The sequence below is a fragment of the Parapedobacter sp. GCM10030251 genome, assembly GCF_042666505.1.
Taxonomy (GTDB): Bacteria; Bacteroidota; Bacteroidia; order Sphingobacteriales; family Sphingobacteriaceae; genus Parapedobacter.
On record NZ_JBHTDN010000001.1, the window covers coordinates 892256 to 907692 of the forward strand.

At 45.9% G+C, this 15437-nt stretch carries 19 protein-coding genes; 14 read left to right on the forward strand and 5 right to left on the reverse strand.

Annotated features, from left to right (window positions below):
* Positions 1-114: 114 nt before the first annotated feature.
* Positions 115-876: a hypothetical protein gene (locus ACFQRK_RS03915; RefSeq protein ID WP_379003846.1), complete on the forward strand. Its 762-nt coding sequence runs from the start codon at positions 115-117 to the stop codon at positions 874-876.
* 27 nt (positions 877-903) lie between these two features.
* Here ACFQRK_RS03915 and msrA read toward each other — a convergent pair whose 3' ends face one another.
* From msrA to ACFQRK_RS03930, 3 genes are all read right to left on the reverse strand, one after another.
* Complete coding sequence (msrA, locus tag ACFQRK_RS03920; RefSeq protein ID WP_379003848.1) at positions 904-1878, reverse strand: peptide-methionine (S)-S-oxide reductase MsrA; 975 nt, start codon at positions 1876-1878, stop codon at positions 904-906.
* Between the two features lie 164 nt (positions 1879-2042).
* Positions 2043-3446 (reverse strand): serine hydrolase, encoded by a 1404-nt coding sequence (locus ACFQRK_RS03925; protein ID WP_379003850.1) that lies wholly within the window; start codon positions 3444-3446, stop codon positions 2043-2045.
* A 105-nt stretch (positions 3447-3551) separates the two neighbouring features.
* A complete protein-coding gene (locus ACFQRK_RS03930; RefSeq protein ID WP_379003852.1) occupies positions 3552-4178 on the reverse strand; it encodes a helix-turn-helix transcriptional regulator in 627 nt (208 codons plus the stop codon).
* Positions 4179-4273: 95 nt separating this feature from the next.
* Between ACFQRK_RS03930 and ACFQRK_RS03935 the strand changes: the two genes are divergently transcribed.
* The 4 genes from ACFQRK_RS03935 (at position 4274) to ACFQRK_RS03950 (ending at position 5788) form a co-directional block, all read left to right on the forward strand.
* Positions 4274-4441, forward strand: a complete 168-nt coding sequence (locus ACFQRK_RS03935) for a hypothetical protein (RefSeq protein ID WP_379003854.1) — start codon at positions 4274-4276, stop codon at positions 4439-4441.
* Between the two features lie 127 nt (positions 4442-4568).
* Entirely contained in the window at positions 4569-4820 is a 252-nt protein-coding gene (locus ACFQRK_RS03940) for a sulfatase-like hydrolase/transferase (protein WP_379003856.1), read from the forward strand.
* A 248-nt stretch (positions 4821-5068) separates the two neighbouring features.
* Positions 5069-5548, forward strand: a complete 480-nt coding sequence (locus ACFQRK_RS03945) for a DUF2975 domain-containing protein (protein WP_379003858.1) — start codon at positions 5069-5071, stop codon at positions 5546-5548.
* A gap of 3 nt (positions 5549-5551) precedes the next feature.
* Positions 5552-5788 carry a helix-turn-helix domain-containing protein gene (locus ACFQRK_RS03950; RefSeq protein WP_379003860.1) on the forward strand — a complete coding sequence of 79 codons (237 nt, stop codon included), beginning with the start codon at positions 5552-5554 and terminating at the stop codon, positions 5786-5788.
* A gap of 75 nt (positions 5789-5863) precedes the next feature.
* Here ACFQRK_RS03950 and ACFQRK_RS03955 read toward each other — a convergent pair whose 3' ends face one another.
* Both ACFQRK_RS03955 and ACFQRK_RS03960 read right to left on the reverse strand, forming a co-directional pair.
* Entirely contained in the window at positions 5864-6652 is a 789-nt protein-coding gene (locus ACFQRK_RS03955; RefSeq protein WP_379003863.1) for a DJ-1/PfpI family protein, read from the reverse strand.
* Positions 6653-6772: 120 nt separating this feature from the next.
* Entirely contained in the window at positions 6773-7339 is a 567-nt protein-coding gene (locus tag ACFQRK_RS03960; RefSeq protein WP_379003865.1) for a Crp/Fnr family transcriptional regulator, read from the reverse strand.
* Between the two features lie 425 nt (positions 7340-7764).
* Here ACFQRK_RS03960 and catB point away from each other — a divergent pair, with 425 nt between their 5' ends.
* The 9 genes from catB (at position 7765) to ACFQRK_RS04005 (ending at position 15162) form a co-directional block, all read left to right on the forward strand.
* The gene (gene catB / locus ACFQRK_RS03965) at positions 7765-8406 is read left to right on the forward strand and encodes a type B chloramphenicol O-acetyltransferase (protein ID WP_379003867.1); all 642 of its coding nucleotides are present in this window, start codon (positions 7765-7767) and stop codon (positions 8404-8406) included.
* 295 nt (positions 8407-8701) lie between these two features.
* A complete protein-coding gene (locus ACFQRK_RS03970) occupies positions 8702-9475 on the forward strand; it encodes a helix-turn-helix domain-containing protein (RefSeq protein WP_379003868.1) in 774 nt (257 codons plus the stop codon).
* A gap of 168 nt (positions 9476-9643) precedes the next feature.
* Positions 9644-10033 carry a DUF1398 domain-containing protein gene (locus tag ACFQRK_RS03975; RefSeq protein WP_379003870.1) on the forward strand — a complete coding sequence of 130 codons (390 nt, stop codon included), beginning with the start codon at positions 9644-9646 and terminating at the stop codon, positions 10031-10033.
* Between the two features lie 412 nt (positions 10034-10445).
* A complete protein-coding gene (locus ACFQRK_RS03980; RefSeq protein ID WP_379003872.1) occupies positions 10446-11015 on the forward strand; it encodes a dihydrofolate reductase family protein in 570 nt (189 codons plus the stop codon).
* Positions 11016-11247: 232 nt separating this feature from the next.
* Positions 11248-11811, forward strand: coding sequence for a hypothetical protein (locus ACFQRK_RS03985; RefSeq protein WP_379003874.1), 564 nt, complete (start codon positions 11248-11250; stop codon positions 11809-11811).
* Positions 11812-11876: 65 nt separating this feature from the next.
* On the forward strand, positions 11877-12263 hold the full coding sequence (locus tag ACFQRK_RS03990) for a hypothetical protein (protein ID WP_379003876.1): 387 nt from the start codon (positions 11877-11879) through the stop codon (positions 12261-12263).
* A 39-nt stretch (positions 12264-12302) separates the two neighbouring features.
* Positions 12303-13148 (forward strand): hypothetical protein, encoded by an 846-nt coding sequence (locus tag ACFQRK_RS03995; protein WP_379003879.1) that lies wholly within the window; start codon positions 12303-12305, stop codon positions 13146-13148.
* A gap of 20 nt (positions 13149-13168) precedes the next feature.
* Positions 13169-13849 (forward strand): response regulator transcription factor, encoded by a 681-nt coding sequence (locus ACFQRK_RS04000; RefSeq protein WP_379003881.1) that lies wholly within the window; start codon positions 13169-13171, stop codon positions 13847-13849.
* The gene (locus tag ACFQRK_RS04005) at positions 13846-15162 is read left to right on the forward strand and encodes a sensor histidine kinase (protein ID WP_379003883.1); all 1317 of its coding nucleotides are present in this window, start codon (positions 13846-13848) and stop codon (positions 15160-15162) included. The genes ACFQRK_RS04000 and ACFQRK_RS04005 overlap by 4 nt, the downstream gene beginning before the upstream one ends.
* Positions 15163-15437 lie beyond the last annotated feature (275 nt).

Consider the following 15437-nt stretch of genomic DNA (forward strand, 5'->3'; position numbering starts at 1 on the left):
AAACCGTCAGTATTTTGGATGGCAATGCCAATTACTACCTATTCACGATGATGGGTACAATGCATTTTGACCGGATGATTTTATTTGTTATATTTAGCCAAACCGATAACGAGTATGCCTGAAGTAAAAGACTTAAGAGAAGCCGCACATGCCAATAGTAAAGAGACGTATTACCTAAGATGCGTTTCTCGTTGGCGGCTGGCCTCATCTTCCCTGCCTTTGCTCTTTGGGTTAATGGGTACATTGATGTTTCTCCGGCAGCAGGGTGTTTTCCTGAAGCCCGAATGGCTGGGATTTGCGTTGGTGGCGTCTCTGTTCGGAGGTTTGTTCTATCTTTCGCGCCGGTTATCAACCGCGCAGATTGCCATTACTTTAGACGTAGAAGGAGTGCATCAGGCTTGGTTACGGCAGTTTGTGTTCGCTTCCAATCCGGACATCACGATACGCTGGACAGATATGGCTGACTACAAATTTGAGCTGGAACCGGGAAATGACTGGTTTAAGGTCACGTTAAAAGACGGAACAATCTGGCGGTTTCACCGGGATTTAGATTCATTTAAGAAGGATGATTTTTCGGCTTTCCGTGCCGCTTTTACCGAGCGAGTGGAGCGGTACAATCAGACAAATGCGGTAAACCATCGGATTCGACGGGCAAAGACATTTCTCGAAACCCAAGTGGCATATGTATTGGCTAAAACGGCTAGCGTGTCGATATTAGCATTTCCCGTTGTACTGGTGATACTCGCTTTCAATAACTCACCCGCTACTGAGCTGGTCGGTATCTCGGGAGCAGTAGCTTTCGTCCCGGTGTTTCTGTTCGCCTATTCAGTTCACATAAGACGAAAAGAAAGACGCGAATACGAAAGAACCCATTGATGGGTTCGCGCGGGTCAAAGGTCTTTATTACACCGGTTTTAATTTATCGGTATACAAGTGTCTGAGCTTAGCTAATTTGGGTTCAATAACTGCCTGGCAATACCCTCCATCAGGATTCCTGTTATAGTAATCCTGATGGTTATCTTCCGCTTTATAGAAATGTTCGAATCGTTCCAATTGGGTCACGATCGGATCCGTATAAGACTTTTGCGCTTCATCCATAATCCGCATAGCTAATTGCTTTTCCTCGTCCGTTCTGTAAAAAATGATGCTTCGATACTGGGAGCCGCGGTCTGCACCCCGTTGGTTCACGGTTGTTGGGTTGTGGGTGGTTAAATGTATTCTCAGCAAATCATCAAACGATATTTCATTGGGATCGTAGGTAATTTCAATCACTTCCGCATGTCCGGTCCCACCACTGCAAACCTCTCGATAGGTTGGGTTAACGACCGTTCCGCCGCTGTAGCCGCTCTCCACTTTTAACACGCCTTTCAATTGCTGAAAGATGGCCTCTGTACACCAGAAGCAGCCGCCTCCGAAATCGACTTTTCTTTCAGTGACCTCAATTTTTTTTAACGAAAGTGCGTTCATGCAATATCGAAGTCCGCTGGGCTTGGGACCGTCTGGAAAGACATGTCCCAAGTGGGCATCGCAGGTGTTGCATGTTGCCTCGATTCGGTACATGCCCAACGATTTGTCTTTATGATAACCCACCGCATTTTCGGTTATGGGCTGCGTAAACGAAGGCCATCCCGTTCCGCTTTCGAACTTCGTGTCGGCATCAAAAAGTTCGGTGCCGCAGCAAACACACGCGTATTTCCCTGGATCAAAATAAGAACAGAGATCCGAGCTGAATGCACGCTCCGTACCCTTAAGCCGGGTGATGTTGAACTGTTCAGGCGTCAGGATCGCTTTCCACTCTTCCGGCGTTTTTTCCACTCTTTTATCAGGGCCGGGGGTGCCATTGTTGGCAAATTTTATAATATCAAGCCATTTCAGCATTGTCGTATCGTTTGACGTCAAGATTTTACTATCCTTGAAATATCGCTATTCAATAACTTGGCCACTTTTCTATGAGGAACGGCTGCCTGTAACGCCAAGTGGTGACGATTTTACCTGTCTAGTCCTTAATTTCATCCGTCAGCTTTTAGCGTTTAACCGTAAATTTAAATACGTATCCACTTCACCGTTTGATCTAAGAGTTGGTTGAGACTGAGCCCCGTAATTTCCGGACCCGCACCCCTAATAAATTCATATTGGATATCGTGGCCATCCATCCCTTTTGCGGTGAACGAATGCGCACCCGATAAGCGAAGCGCTTCTTCTGGCAGCATACCTTGCAGGTAAGTAGAATAGAGTTTGCCGTCCTTCATGTGGATTTCCAGTTTGCCATAGCCACCATCCAATGCATACGTGCCCACATATTTTTCGAGTTCGACGATTGGCTCCGCCGTGTACAGGGGTACGATCAGGTTGGCGATATAATCGTTGATCCGGTTGAACGGGAAATCGGTTGTGTTGGCCAACACCACCCAGCCGATCCGCAATTTAGGGTGAAAGACGATTTCGGCGCGTGCACCGAGCATGGAACCTTCATGCATGATAAACGGATGGTTGCGCATCCAGCCAATGCCCATTTGCTGCATCATCCGGCAGGATTTTGCCGAGAGGACAGCGTGATTGCCATCGAATTGTGCGCTGACGAATCTAGCCAGATCCCTTGCCGTAGAATACATTCCGGCAGCAGGAATCATGGATCGGGGGAAGTAATCCGGTGTACGGATAAAGCCCAATGAGTCGCCCCGGTAAAAATACCCCTTAGCAATGGCGTTGTCTGTGGTTCCCACTGTGCCGAACCCCGTATTAGCCAGACCCATGGCTTCGCAGATTTGGTCAACGACGTAACGCTCATATTCTATTGCGGTTGCCCGCTCTAGGGCCAGTCCAAGCAACCCGTATCCTAAATTAGAGTAGTGGCGCGTGTCCGGCTTGAGGAACTCGTAGGCAGGATATTGAAGGCTGACGTGGGCTAGTGAGGATATGAAATCTTCATTTCCCGCAGACTGGATAGGGCCTGAGTCCGCCTTGGTCAACAGCCATCGGTCAACCTGTTGGGCAAAGCGAACGTCGGCTGGGGAATTCCTCGGAAGTCCCGAATTGTGGGTGGCCAATTCAAGAAACGTAGCATCTCCTGGGAATTCTGGTACGTAAGCGCTGACGCTGTCATCGCCGTCGATGATGCCTTGCTCCCAAAGCTGCATGAACATGGTCGCCGTAAACATCTTGGTAATAGACTGGATCTGATACCTGGAATCTATCGCGGCCGGAACCTTATTTTCAAGGTCTGTAAACCCCCGGGCATCGCTGAAGATGATCGTGTCTCCGTGCACAATGGCTACGGCAATGCTGGGCGATCGGTACCGCTCCTGAAAGCCTTCAACGCCGAGTTTCAGCTTGGTAATCGTGGAATCGCTCAGAGGCGGTTGTGCCATGGCATTGTCTGCTAGCACTGCAAGACATGCGCCTGCAAACAGGTTAAAGCTGGTTTTGATTATTTTCCTTCCGTACATACGAAATAAGTTTCAGGCAAAAATAGGCCATATGCAACGTTGCAGTCACCCCGAAAAGCCGCCATTTTTGTGACAAAATAGCGACAACGTGTCGTTGATGAACTTTTACAGAATGTCCGGAACGAAGACGAGCAGGTCTTTCGACTTATTGATGTCATGGGCCGTATTCAGGATCATCAACACCAGCACGATGACCGATAGGAGGTATGCCCAAACGAAAAGGGGGATTTCCATTGCATTGCCCACACCCATGAAATAGTGGTCGACAACCGGAATGACGATCAAGGCAATGAGTGTCGTCACCGACCAGAGTATTTGCAGGTCCAGTATCTTCAATACAGCGGCCTTATCCCGGCGGCTCGGAAATTTCGGTTTAAAAACAGCGTAAGTATGGCAGGCACGATGGAGGTTCAGGAATGGAAAACACAGCACCGACAGCGCACCAAAGTTGATGTATTTTACTCGCCTGTCGTAATGAAACACCGTGGCGTCAGTCTCCTGCGGTGCCCTCGGCTGCATGGTGATCTCAACATCTTGAACCGGCTCGTTGAAAAATAATTCCCTTGGATCGATACGCAACGCATTACAAAGCTGCCTGATGATATAAGGGCTGCCTTTTGAAGTGCCGCTTTCAATACGTTGTACGGTTCGCAGTGAAATTCCGGATTGGTCCGCGAGCTCCTGTTGTGAAAGGTGCCGATCCAGTCGGTATGTCTTTAACGTCTTTTTCAATCCTACCAAGTTGCTAAAACCAAGCACTACCAAAAGTAACTATTTTCGACAATGCGCCAAAGCTCGAGGGGCATACAAAAAAATAGTAAACATTTTTGGATATTCGTTGGGGTAATTCGGAATGCCGGATAAGTCCGTATCACGTGTTGTTTCCCGTGCCTGCAGATGCGATTAATACCAATACGCTGGGTATTATTAACCAGAACGAAGGCTACCCCGGCGCTGAACGAAACGTCTCCCAATTGGCCGAAATTGAAGATTAGTATGAAAAACACATTAAAATAAGTGTTCTTTTGGCTTTGGCCGGTGCAGCGATTGCAGCACCGGCCAAACGGGTGTCGGGTCAGCAAGCTCCTGCTGACCGGCCCAATATTATCGTCATTTTGGCGGATGATATGGGATATTCCGATAGCGCAAGTTACCGGCGAAGTGCATACACCCAATTTGGACCAGCTAGCAGACAACGGACTGCGGTTTCGCTCGTTTTACAATGCAGCCAGATGTTGCCCCACGCGGGCTTCGCTGCTGACCGGCCTGTATCCGCACGAAGCCGGAATGGGAGCAATGGTAAGCGAGGCTGATCGCGCTCTAAAACCAGGACCGTATCAAGGGTTCCTCAATATGGCTTGTTGGAGGTTTTGACGACAACCGTTGCGAGTTATATAACTTAGCTGTGGATCCGGTTGAGTTACGTGATCTCAGTGCCGCATATCCGAATCTAGTGAAAAAAATGAATGATCAATATATGCGTTGGGCGAAAGAAGTAGGGGTTCAGCGATTATAGACAACATATGTCACGACCTGGTTTAAATTGAAGTATTATTAAGTAAAAAATATTTATTGTTTATCAATAAATATTTTTTACATTGCGATATTAAATTCATAGTTGTATGAAAAGTATTTCAATAGTTTTCCTTCAGGCAGCCACCGTGCTCATCGGCATTGTCGCACTGGCTATCTTGATCTGGTTCCCCTTGGTTGAGGGCCGGGCCACAAACTTGGACGTGTTCAGCATTTACGTAGATCCGTTCATCTTATATGGCTACGCGGCATCGATCGCATTTTTTGTCGCATTATACAATGCACACAAATTGCTTGGCTGCATCAGACAGAATAAGGTCTTCTCATCAAACGCGGTTAAGCGATTAAAGAACATCAAGATCTGCGCAATCGTACTGAGTATTGCAATTGTAGGGGCAGGGCTTTTCGTAAAATTATCCCATCATCAAGACGACGACCCTGCTGGTTTTCTTGCCATGTGTATCGTCACTACGTTTGTTTCTATCGTAGTCGCAACGGCTGCGGCTATATTTGAAAAAGTATTGCAAAATGCCGTAGACATGAAATCTGAAAACGACTTAACAATTTAAGCGATGCCCATTATTGTAAACTTAGACGTGATGATGGCAAAGCGGAAAATTTCGTTGAATGAACTTTCCGAACGAGTTGATCTTACACTGTCCAATCTTTCTATCCTGAAGACCGGAAAGGCAAAAGCAATTCGCTTCAGCACCCTGGAAGCAATTTGCAAGGCATTGGACTGTCAACCCGGTGACATTTTGGAGTATCTAGATACGGAGGAAAAAACAGACATTCGTCTGGCCGACTAAACGTATTTCGTCCTTCGCCGAAGTACGGCGGTCGCCCGCTTTTATCTCGCCTATCATTCACTGGGTAATAGTCTTTTATTTTGAGCTATTCTGTTGGTATTTGGCCAGTGAAGCTAAGTAGTGTCTATTAAAGGCATCTCCGGAAAAAGGATTTTGGCTGGTAATCAAATTTCTATCGCTAACTGCAAAGTTCGCTTTAGGGAGCCCCTGTCTGTATTTCATTCCCAGTCTCCTTAATTTTTTCGCTATTTTTCTGGTCTGCGGCTTTCCTTTCATGATGAACCGTTCGATAACAAACTCCTCAACAGGCGATACACAATTCACTTCGAATCCAATGTATGGGTTTTCATCTTTTGGTATGGTTAAGATAAGGCTAGGCGCATGGCAGATCAGTCCTGTTGGCTTTTTTTCTTTTGCAAAGTATTTAAGCAAAACCGGAATATTGGCATCAGTCTTTAAATCCACCATTAAGCCTTGCCCACCGGGAATAATCAGGCCGATGTAATCGGATTTATGTTCGATTGCCTTTTCAAGTGTTTTCGGGTTGTTGAATAAACTATCCGTATTAACAAATTCGAGGGCTTCATTTTTTACGGTAAGGTTATCTTTCCAATATTTGTCGTCAACACTTTCCTCGTCTATTGTTGAAACAATTCCGCCTGGCGTTGCAAAATCAACGGAATACCCTGCTTCTGTTACGGACTTATACGCCAAATAAAACTCATTTAAAAACACCCCTGTTTGTCGAAATTTTTCTCCGTTGTTCAATTCCAAGGTATCAGCCGCACTCATTACAAATAGAACTTTGTTGCGTTGCGCTTGAGCCATATTCGCGGCAACTACCAGGGTTAATAATAATTTCATTTTCATTCGATTAAATTTGTTCTTCACCTAACTTTTTTTTCGATTGCTGATGGAGCTCATGAGCTCATTCTGCAAAATTGGCGAGAAGAAAAGCGGAAAACATTTACATAGGTAAAGATTTTACCTTTTTGCCCTGATGCGGCTTAACTGTGTGGGCGAGATGCCTAAATAAGAAGCGATATGGTATTGGCTGATGTGATTCTCTAAACCGGGATATTCCTTTTTGAAGATTTCGTAGCGGTCTCTTGCTTCAAGGGTAACAAGTTCAATTTCTCTTTTTTCTTTTATGGCGAACTTGTATTCTGCCAGTATTCTGGCAAGGCTTTCAATTTTTGGAAAGTCTTTATAAAGTGCGGTAACTTTGTCGAAATCGGCTACGAATATCGAACAAGGCGTTAAGCATTGGATATTTATTAGATTTTTCTGTTTGGTCGTAATGGACGAATACGCAGCCACAAACATAGGTGGGGTAAAGAAGGTCTTATTGTATTCATTCCCGGATGTATTTCGGAAAAACGCCCGCATTATACCTTCGGATAGAAACGCTAATTTTGAAGAATATTCACCTTCTTTTGCAAAATAATCGTGTTTTTTTAATTCAATTTCAGCAAATAATGTGACGAATACCTCCGTTTCACGTTCCGTGAAGTAAATTAGGTTCCTTAAATATGTTTTCAGTCCATTCACTTTTAAAATGTGGGTATGCTATTTTTTTAGCATTATCCGGCTGCGGCTCGGGGCTTGGTGTTCTTTGCGGATCGAAATCTTAAACTTTTTAATTTTTCACCACTTTTAACATAAGTAAAAACCATTGGCCATTACGAAATTAAAAAAAAGAAATAACTCAGCTTTTTTATTTGTCGGGCCGTTTGTTCGCTCGCCAATGCCACTCCGCTATTTGGTACGCAAAATATTGTTTGCCCTGCCACTTTGGGTATTATTTCCAGACCTTTCCTAATGTTTAGTTCTTTACAAAGATGATGGCCGAGTTGCAACGATAATAGTTAAATTTGCTCCATGAAAGTCTCAGATTAGCAAAGTCCAAATCGATTATCCGTGAATAGTCAACCGGCTGTTCCTAGCCTATATTTGTTTATATTTTGCTAATAGAGATGAAAAACTTCTTTGAAAGCCCCTTTAAGGGCAAAATCATAAAAGACCATATTACAAATCCGAATATCACTGCCGGAAAGTACTCCTACTATTCTGGTTACTACCATGGGCATTCATTCGACGATTGCGCACGCTATTTATTTCCCGATCGCCGCGATGTAGACCAGCTAATTATTGGAGCGTTCTGTTCCATCGGCAGTGGCGTGAGTTTTATTATGGCAGGCAACCAAGGCCATCGGCATGACTGGATTTCCAGCTTCCCCTTCCATTACATGCCAGAAGTCGAAGCATTCAACGACGCAGTCGACGGATTTGCCAGTGCGGGGAATACCGTTGTCGGGAATGACGTATGGATCGGAAGTGAGACCATGATTATGCCCGGTGTCTGCATCGGCGACGGTGCAGTAATTGGTAGCCGGGCCTTGGTTACCAAGGACGTAGCCCCCTATGCGGTCGTTGGTGGGAATCCAGCCCGGCTTATAAAAAAGCGATTCAGCGATCAAGAAATTGAAATGCTCTTGGAAGCCAGGTGGTGGGACTGGGACGAGAGCCGATTGTCAGCGGCTATCCCCATCATCTGCTCAGGTGATGTTTCTGCACTTTATAGGCATTACCGTCGTTGCATAGTCTTAAACACTTAATAGCCTTCGGGTGGACCCGTTACCCTAGAGGTAACGGGTTTCTAGTGTTAATAGCCATCCCTGATAGCCCTTACACGTCAACACAGATCCTGGAGGCAGTTTACAAAACCGGTCGACGTTTCGGTGTATCTATAATACCTGGTTGCTTGGCCTGGTTTTAAGTTTTTAGTGCCCTCCGAAAGGGCTCTGTCAGACCAATGAAAACTATCAAGAATCTGACAAAACAGCTAACTTTGTAAAAGCCGGAGATCATCTGCTCACCGACATAAATAAGTGGATGTACCTGTTGAAGCACATGAGCACAATGAAATTTGACAAACATTTTCCGACCGAACGCCTGAAACCCTACATCAAATATTTTGTAGTATCGGAGAATGAATTGGAAAGCGAATACAAGGTTTTCCCTTCCTCGGGATTAGTCATCGGCTTTCAATACAAAGGACAACTTGCTACAATAAGAAACAATACGGAAAGCAAACTGGCAACGGCAGGCATTACAGGCATTTCTGATGGGTATAGGATTTTTAAAAATTCGGCGGGCATTGGAACTATTTTGGTTTACTTTACCGAAATCGGTTTTACACATTTTGCTTCTCATCCAGCCAACGAGCTTTTTAATTTAAGCCTTTCATTGTACGACATTTTTGAAAAAGAAAAAGTGAACGAAGTAGAGGGAAAATTAGCGTTAACCTCTACCGACAAGCAACGAATAAAAATAGTTGAGCAGTTTCTCCTCGCTCAACTCAAAGACATTGAAACGGACAAACTTATTGTCGAGGCGGTTAAACTTATCTATCAATCCAAAGGAACGATCAGGGTAAAAGAACTGAATAAAAAATTATTGATCAGCCAAAGCCCTTTTGAGAAGCGCTTTAGAAAAGTGGTTGGAACAACCGCCAAAAAATTTGCTTCCATTGTTCGTTTCAATTCGGTTCTTGACAATCTGGACGAAACAAAATCGCTGACTGAAATCTGCTACGAGAACAATTTCTTTGATCAGGCCCATTTTATCAAGGACTTCAAACGGTTCACGGGCGATACTCCCGAAAATTTTAAACGCTTCTTGTAGAAAAACGATTTTTTACAATTACAGGGATTTTAGGTTCAGCATCTTTGTATTGTAATCATAAGTAATGAAATGAAAGAAATTGACTTAAAGTAAACAGTCATTTTCAGAGGCCTGAGCACTATGATTGCGAATAATTCAACAAACCGTTTTAACAATAGAATCAAAAAAATGTTTACAGTAGAACAGATCAAAGCCGCTCACAGTAAAGTAAAATCGGGTGCAGATTTCCCAGCCTACATCAAAGAAATCAAATCGTTGGGCGTTACGCATTACGAAGCCCATGTGTCCGACGGTCATATTGACTACCATGGAGGCAACAACTATACGGTAAAAGTTCCTGCAAAGTATGAGCCGCTAACGATTGCAGACAGTCCCAAAACAGAAGAATTTAAAGCAGAATTATTGGTTCATCAACAAGGGAAAACCGACTATCTAACCTTTATCAAAATGTGTGCAGAAACAGGAGTCGAAAAATGGGAAATTTGTATGGACGAAATGACGTGCACTTACTTTGACAAAGCTGGAGACAAAATTCTGGTAGAGGGAATCCCTCATTAATCGAATATGCAATGGGCTGAACGCACTCCGATCTATGGATTTGACGCCGGAAATCATAGCCAAATACGATGAATTTAGAAAAGCAATCGTTAATAACCAAATTTGGTCAGCTAGCAGCTTATGATAAAGGCGTAGTAGGGGAACACGTTGATTCGCTGACGCCTATTCATTAGGGCGATATTATTACGAAAAATTCTACGCGCGAAATCTTTGAACCACTAATGGGCGACGATAAGACTAACCCCGATGATATGAGACCTGATTGATAAATTTGACGCCATCCCTTAGTCGAAGGCAAGATTATTGGACTAGCCGATATTCGGAAATGTCGTAATCCACCTGCTACTATGTCATTTACACACCTCACGGTTACAGTAAAACACGCTGTACCTTTACCTTAAAAATAATTATCATGAGAAAGCTAATTGTATCAGCGGGGATGTCACTGGATGGCTACATCGCCGGACCACATGGCGAAGGAGACTGGGTATCGTCAGGAGAGGAAATCTGGAAGCACATGTTCAACGATCTCGCAGATGTAGATACCGTGCTGTTAGGAAGCAACACATATGCGGAGTATGCCGGCTACTGGCGGTCGGTACTGACCGATCCGGATGCCGACCCGCACGAAAGGAAATATGCCCAATGGGCTGAAGGCACCCCGCACATCTTGTTCTCGAAGACCGTTCAATCGATCGATTGGGCGAATTCGCGCATTGCACGCGATCCCCATGTGGAAGTGACTTCATTGAAGCAACAATCAGGCAAAAGCATGGTTGCTTGGGGTGCGGGGGAGTTTGCATCGGCGCTATTTCGGATGGGGCTCGTAGATGAACTCCGGATTACCATAGCACCGGTGCTGCTGGGCAATGGATTGTCGCTGTTCCAAGGCATAGACCGCACCAAGTTGAAGGCCATCGAGGTACGCCCACTAGAGAGCGGTGCAGTCATTCTTCGTTACGGAATGAACGCCGGTAGATAGCTGGGAATCCATTACAGTTACTGTATTGCCAGAGATTGGAATTGCAATACTCTGTAATACAGCTAACATCGCTGTCGACTTTCTCTATGCAATCCTGAAGGTGTGGCTCTTGAGGCAGGCCGATCGGATAAAGGAAAGGCGGGCTTTGTCTTATGACGCGGTTTTTCAGATTTTCATCTTCTCTTCATCTTGCCCCTATAGTTTTGTGTCAATTAACATTAAAAAAAGAGCTATGAAAAAAATGTTTATTTCAGCGATTGCCGTGGTGGCCGTGTTCACCGCCATCGCACAGGAGAATGCGGTAAAAGTGAAAAGTAAGGCAAAAGCGGAATCCACCGCTAGAGTTAGTGAAGGTACAATAAAAGCCGCGCAACAGGCGAAAACAGAAGCTAAGGGCGAGGCAACTGCGACCGTCATTAAGGCCGCAGCGATAGAAAAAGCGACAACGGCGGTGGAATCGGCGCATGAAATGGCGGTTGTGGCCAAAGCCGAGGGAACAGGGAAGCTCTCGGTTAGCGAACATGTGAGTGCAGCCGCTGATCATGGAATGGCGGTGCGTGCCGTAGCGACTTCTCCGGAGCTATCAGGTGCCAACGGCAATATCGTAAGCAGAGTTGCCATGGTCAACGCATTGGAGGCTTCTCCCAACGTCGGAAACATTAAACTTGAAGCAGACATTCCCGATTTGTCTACCGAAGTAAAAACCCGGGTTAGGACCAACACCGACATCCAATTGAAGCCCGTTAATGTAAAGAGTAATGTGCATGTTAAAGCAGGATTGGGTGTAAAACTTTAGTCCAGAAATGATTACCTTTGTGGAATGCCGACCATTGCTGTTGGCATCCCACTGTTTTGCTGATTATGGATAAGGGTTGGGTTATCGGGTTTCTTACATTGCTGTGCTGCCTAGCCGGTGCGCCTGCAGTGGCCGTTGTGCGGGGGGAAGCAGCTACGGTTGCAGACACCGCCAGCGTCGCCCAGCAACAAGAAGACAAAAAGGAAAGGCAACCGCGGAAAGCGGAAACATCTGAAGATAAATCCAATGCGACGGACAAAGCAGCGGGCGCAAGCCCGGGCCAAACCGCGAACGATATAATTGAAACCGTGAAGCGAGTTCCCAAAGCCCGGCGGCGGGCGAAGCCCATTTCCGTGCCATCCGTCAACGTGAATCCGCCAGTGAAAGTGAAGGTTCCGAAAGTGAAAGTCCCTGAAGTGAAAACAGCGATACCGGTTAAAATTAAACTATGATCGGAAGTCTGTTCCAGCCATTCACATAACCGTATGAAGATGAGATTATTTTTGGCCATCACCATGGTTGGTGTGGCTACCTTGACAGGTCATGCCCAAAGCGACTCAACAGGTCGTAAAACTTCATTGACCTTGGCTTCAATCTATAGTACCAACGCAAGTTACTACGGGCAAACCGCCGAAGAGCGCTTGCCTTATGTGTTGCTCAACGCGACGTTGCGAACACCTTATTACTTTTACCTCACCGCTGGAGGTTATAAACTGCTGACCATCGATGACGGGGCGTCCGCCGCCCAACTAGGCGCCGGATTCGAGTTTGAGTTAGGTAAAAATGTGGAGTTGGGGCTTGGGTATATCCGTTCTTTCTATGCAAAGAACTCCCCATTGCTTCAGGCGGCTAATACAGATAACGTGAGCGCTTCCTTGGCGGTCGAACATGCTTTTAAGACTGAGTTGACCGGTGATTACATGTTCGGCAAAGAAGCCGATTATTTCGTGACATTAGGCAACTCAAAAAAGGTTAAAATTGGCCAATTCAACCCCGAAGACATGATCGTTATCGAACCCGGTATTGACGTAGTGGCCGGTACACAGCGGTATTATCAGTATTACGTGTCTGAACGGCAGCGTCTGGGACGGTTGGTCGATTTGTTGCCGGTCAGCCCTCCGGGGCTGGGCCGGTCCGGAGCGGAAACAGATACCGTTGCGGTACAATCGACTGATTTCAAAATGATCTCGTACACGTTTACCTTACCCGTATACTATTTTCGGGCAAGCTATGCTGTTGCAGTTACTTATCAACTGTCCGTATTGGATCCGAACGTCGAGGCGATTTCAAGAAAACCCCGGTCGTTTTTATCTATTGGCTTTTATTACCAATTTTGAAACCATTAGCTCATCATGCCATGAACGTATTGATCGTTGAAGACGAACGCAGCCTAGCCATCGAAATGGAAGCGTTTCTGAATAAGGCCTGCTATGTATGCGTGCATGTACGCGATGCTGCGTCAGCGTCTGAAAGCATCGGCGTTAATTCGTATGATTTCATTTTGCTTGATTTGGGGCTACCCGATAGGGATGGACTCGAGGTACTTAAGGACTGCCGGAAATACAATCCGGAAGCGGCGGTGATTATACTAACTGCCCGCGGCGACTTGGAAGACCGGATCAAGGGACTGGAGCTTGGAGCGGATGATTACCTGGCCAAACCTTTTTCGCTGTTGGAACTGCAGGCGCGGATGCAGGCGATATCCAGAAGGAAATTCCAACTGGCTGATGATACCATGCCGATCGGAGACTTTAAGGTCGACTTGGGCAAACGGCTGGTGTACTTCGGCGACACCGAAATCAATCTGTCCAGAAAAGAGTTCGATATCTTCAGTTACCTGATCATGCACCGAAACAAGCCGCTAAGCCGGATACAGCTCTATGAACATGTATGGGGAGATTTTGCAGCAGACGAGAGCGACTCCAATTATATCGACGTCCATATCAAGAACATCCGAAAAAAACTCGGTGAATTTGCCGAGGTAACCTGGCTAGAGACCATCCGGGGCATCGGCTATAAAATCCGATCGGCGCAATGAATCTAAATGCCAAGCTGACCTTATATTTTACGCTGTCCAAATTGGCGATCATCGCGGTATTTCTGCTGTTGCTTCCCTATATATTCGATTGGATTTCGCTGACTTCGATCAACAACTACCTTAGGCAGCAGGAAAACAAAGTGTTCGCGACCATCGAACAGAATGGGATGGAGCCCTACCTGCAAGATCAAGCGAGCTTCGGTAGTTATACCATGCTCAAGGAGGAATACATCTCCATGGAGCCCGTCGGACCGGAAGTGGCCGATATCGACCAAATAGCCGACGGGCTGCGGCTGATCGAAGCCGATACGCTCAATTACCGCATATTGAGCCGTACATTTAGCTACGATGGCCAACGGTACTTACTGGAGATTGGGCGGACGACGGCCACCATCCAGCAGTACAACATCGCCATCCGCCGGATTGCGCTTTATGTGCTCATCGGTTTGGTATCCGTGACCATCATCCTTGACTTTTTCTTCTCCCGGATTATCCTCAAACCGCTGGGTCAAATCATCAAAACTCGGCTTGTAGGGCAGCGTTTTCCGTTTAAGGGGCATATGCAACCCATCCGTACCTCAACCCGTGATTTCAGGTTGCTGGACGAATCGTTTATCGAATTGATGGAACGGGTCAGGCAGGACTTTGACCGCGAAAAGGAATTCACTGCCAACGCTTCGCATGAGCTGTTGACACCGATCAGCATCCTGAAAAGCAAAATTGAAAACCTGATGCTTTCGGAGGGTTTGGACGAATCAGTAGCTGCAAAACTGCTGGAGATGATGCACACGCTGAGCCGGCTAAATAGTATCGTTAAGTCGATGTTGCTGATTGCCCGGATAGACAACGCACAATTCCATAGGGGAGAGGCCGTAAGGATCGATCGGATTATCAGCGGAATAAGGGAAGAGCTGGCGCCCCAATTGGAAACTAAAAACATAACCTTTACCAATCGGATAACACGTCTGGAAGCCATTCCAAACCTGAATAAGGAGTTGATGTTTCATTTGTTTTCAAATTTAATCCGAAATGCGATCCGATATAATAAACAGGGTGGGCATATCGACGTTTATGACTCGATCGGACCTGATGGCTACTGGATACATATCCGTGATACCGGCGAAGGGTTTCCGCCATCTAAACAGGAGGAGATTTTTGAACGGTTCAACAGGATACACCATCATGGTGGTGAAGGTTTTGGATTGGGGTTGTCCATCGTACGTAGCATCGCGCACTTCTTTTCGATAACTATACGGGTGGAGTCGTCGCTAGGTGAAGGATCGGTGTTTTCAGTAGGCTTTCGGTCGGATTAAGGGACTCTTTACGTTCGCAGACTTGTTGACCGCTTTATTTTCCAGATGGATAATGCAGGGCTTAGCCATGAACAACTGTTACGCTCGATAGAAAAAACAATTGGATCGGAGGTTATCCGTTAATTCGCCGGTTTTAATGATTTCCAATCTTCACATTTCAAGAAACTTTCGGATATTTGCCAAACGGACTGACAAAGATGCAGGCTAATAACTTATGGTTTTGCAAAAGATGGGATTAAGCATTGAATATTGGTGGTGATCCTGTAAATGACCGC

Excerpts from the sequence above, each read along its gene's own strand:
- ACFQRK_RS03915 (WP_379003846.1), top strand. The coding sequence starts at position 115 with ATGCCTGAAGTAAAAGACTTAAGAGAAGCCGCACATGCCAATAGTAAA.
- msrA (WP_379003848.1), bottom strand. The coding sequence starts at position 1,878 with ATGCTGAAATGGCTTGATATTATAAAATTTGCCAACAATGGCACCCCC.
- ACFQRK_RS03925 (WP_379003850.1), bottom strand. The coding sequence starts at position 3,446 with ATGTACGGAAGGAAAATAATCAAAACCAGCTTTAACCTGTTTGCAGGC.
- ACFQRK_RS03940 (WP_379003856.1), top strand. The coding sequence starts at position 4,569 with ATGATATGGGATATTCCGATAGCGCAAGTTACCGGCGAAGTGCATACA.
- ACFQRK_RS03945 (WP_379003858.1), top strand. The coding sequence starts at position 5,069 with ATGAAAAGTATTTCAATAGTTTTCCTTCAGGCAGCCACCGTGCTCATC.
- ACFQRK_RS03950 (WP_379003860.1), top strand. The coding sequence starts at position 5,552 with ATGCCCATTATTGTAAACTTAGACGTGATGATGGCAAAGCGGAAAATT.
- ACFQRK_RS03955 (WP_379003863.1), bottom strand. The coding sequence starts at position 6,652 with ATGAAATTATTATTAACCCTGGTAGTTGCCGCGAATATGGCTCAAGCG.
- catB (WP_379003867.1), top strand. The coding sequence starts at position 7,765 with ATGAAAAACTTCTTTGAAAGCCCCTTTAAGGGCAAAATCATAAAAGAC.
- ACFQRK_RS03970 (WP_379003868.1), top strand. The coding sequence starts at position 8,702 with ATGAGCACAATGAAATTTGACAAACATTTTCCGACCGAACGCCTGAAA.
- ACFQRK_RS03975 (WP_379003870.1), top strand. The coding sequence starts at position 9,644 with ATGTTTACAGTAGAACAGATCAAAGCCGCTCACAGTAAAGTAAAATCG.
- ACFQRK_RS03980 (WP_379003872.1), top strand. The coding sequence starts at position 10,446 with ATGAGAAAGCTAATTGTATCAGCGGGGATGTCACTGGATGGCTACATC.
- ACFQRK_RS03985 (WP_379003874.1), top strand. The coding sequence starts at position 11,248 with ATGAAAAAAATGTTTATTTCAGCGATTGCCGTGGTGGCCGTGTTCACC.
- ACFQRK_RS03990 (WP_379003876.1), top strand. The coding sequence starts at position 11,877 with ATGGATAAGGGTTGGGTTATCGGGTTTCTTACATTGCTGTGCTGCCTA.
- ACFQRK_RS03995 (WP_379003879.1), top strand. The coding sequence starts at position 12,303 with ATGAGATTATTTTTGGCCATCACCATGGTTGGTGTGGCTACCTTGACA.
- ACFQRK_RS04000 (WP_379003881.1), top strand. The coding sequence starts at position 13,169 with ATGAACGTATTGATCGTTGAAGACGAACGCAGCCTAGCCATCGAAATG.
- ACFQRK_RS04005 (WP_379003883.1), top strand. The coding sequence starts at position 13,846 with ATGAATCTAAATGCCAAGCTGACCTTATATTTTACGCTGTCCAAATTG.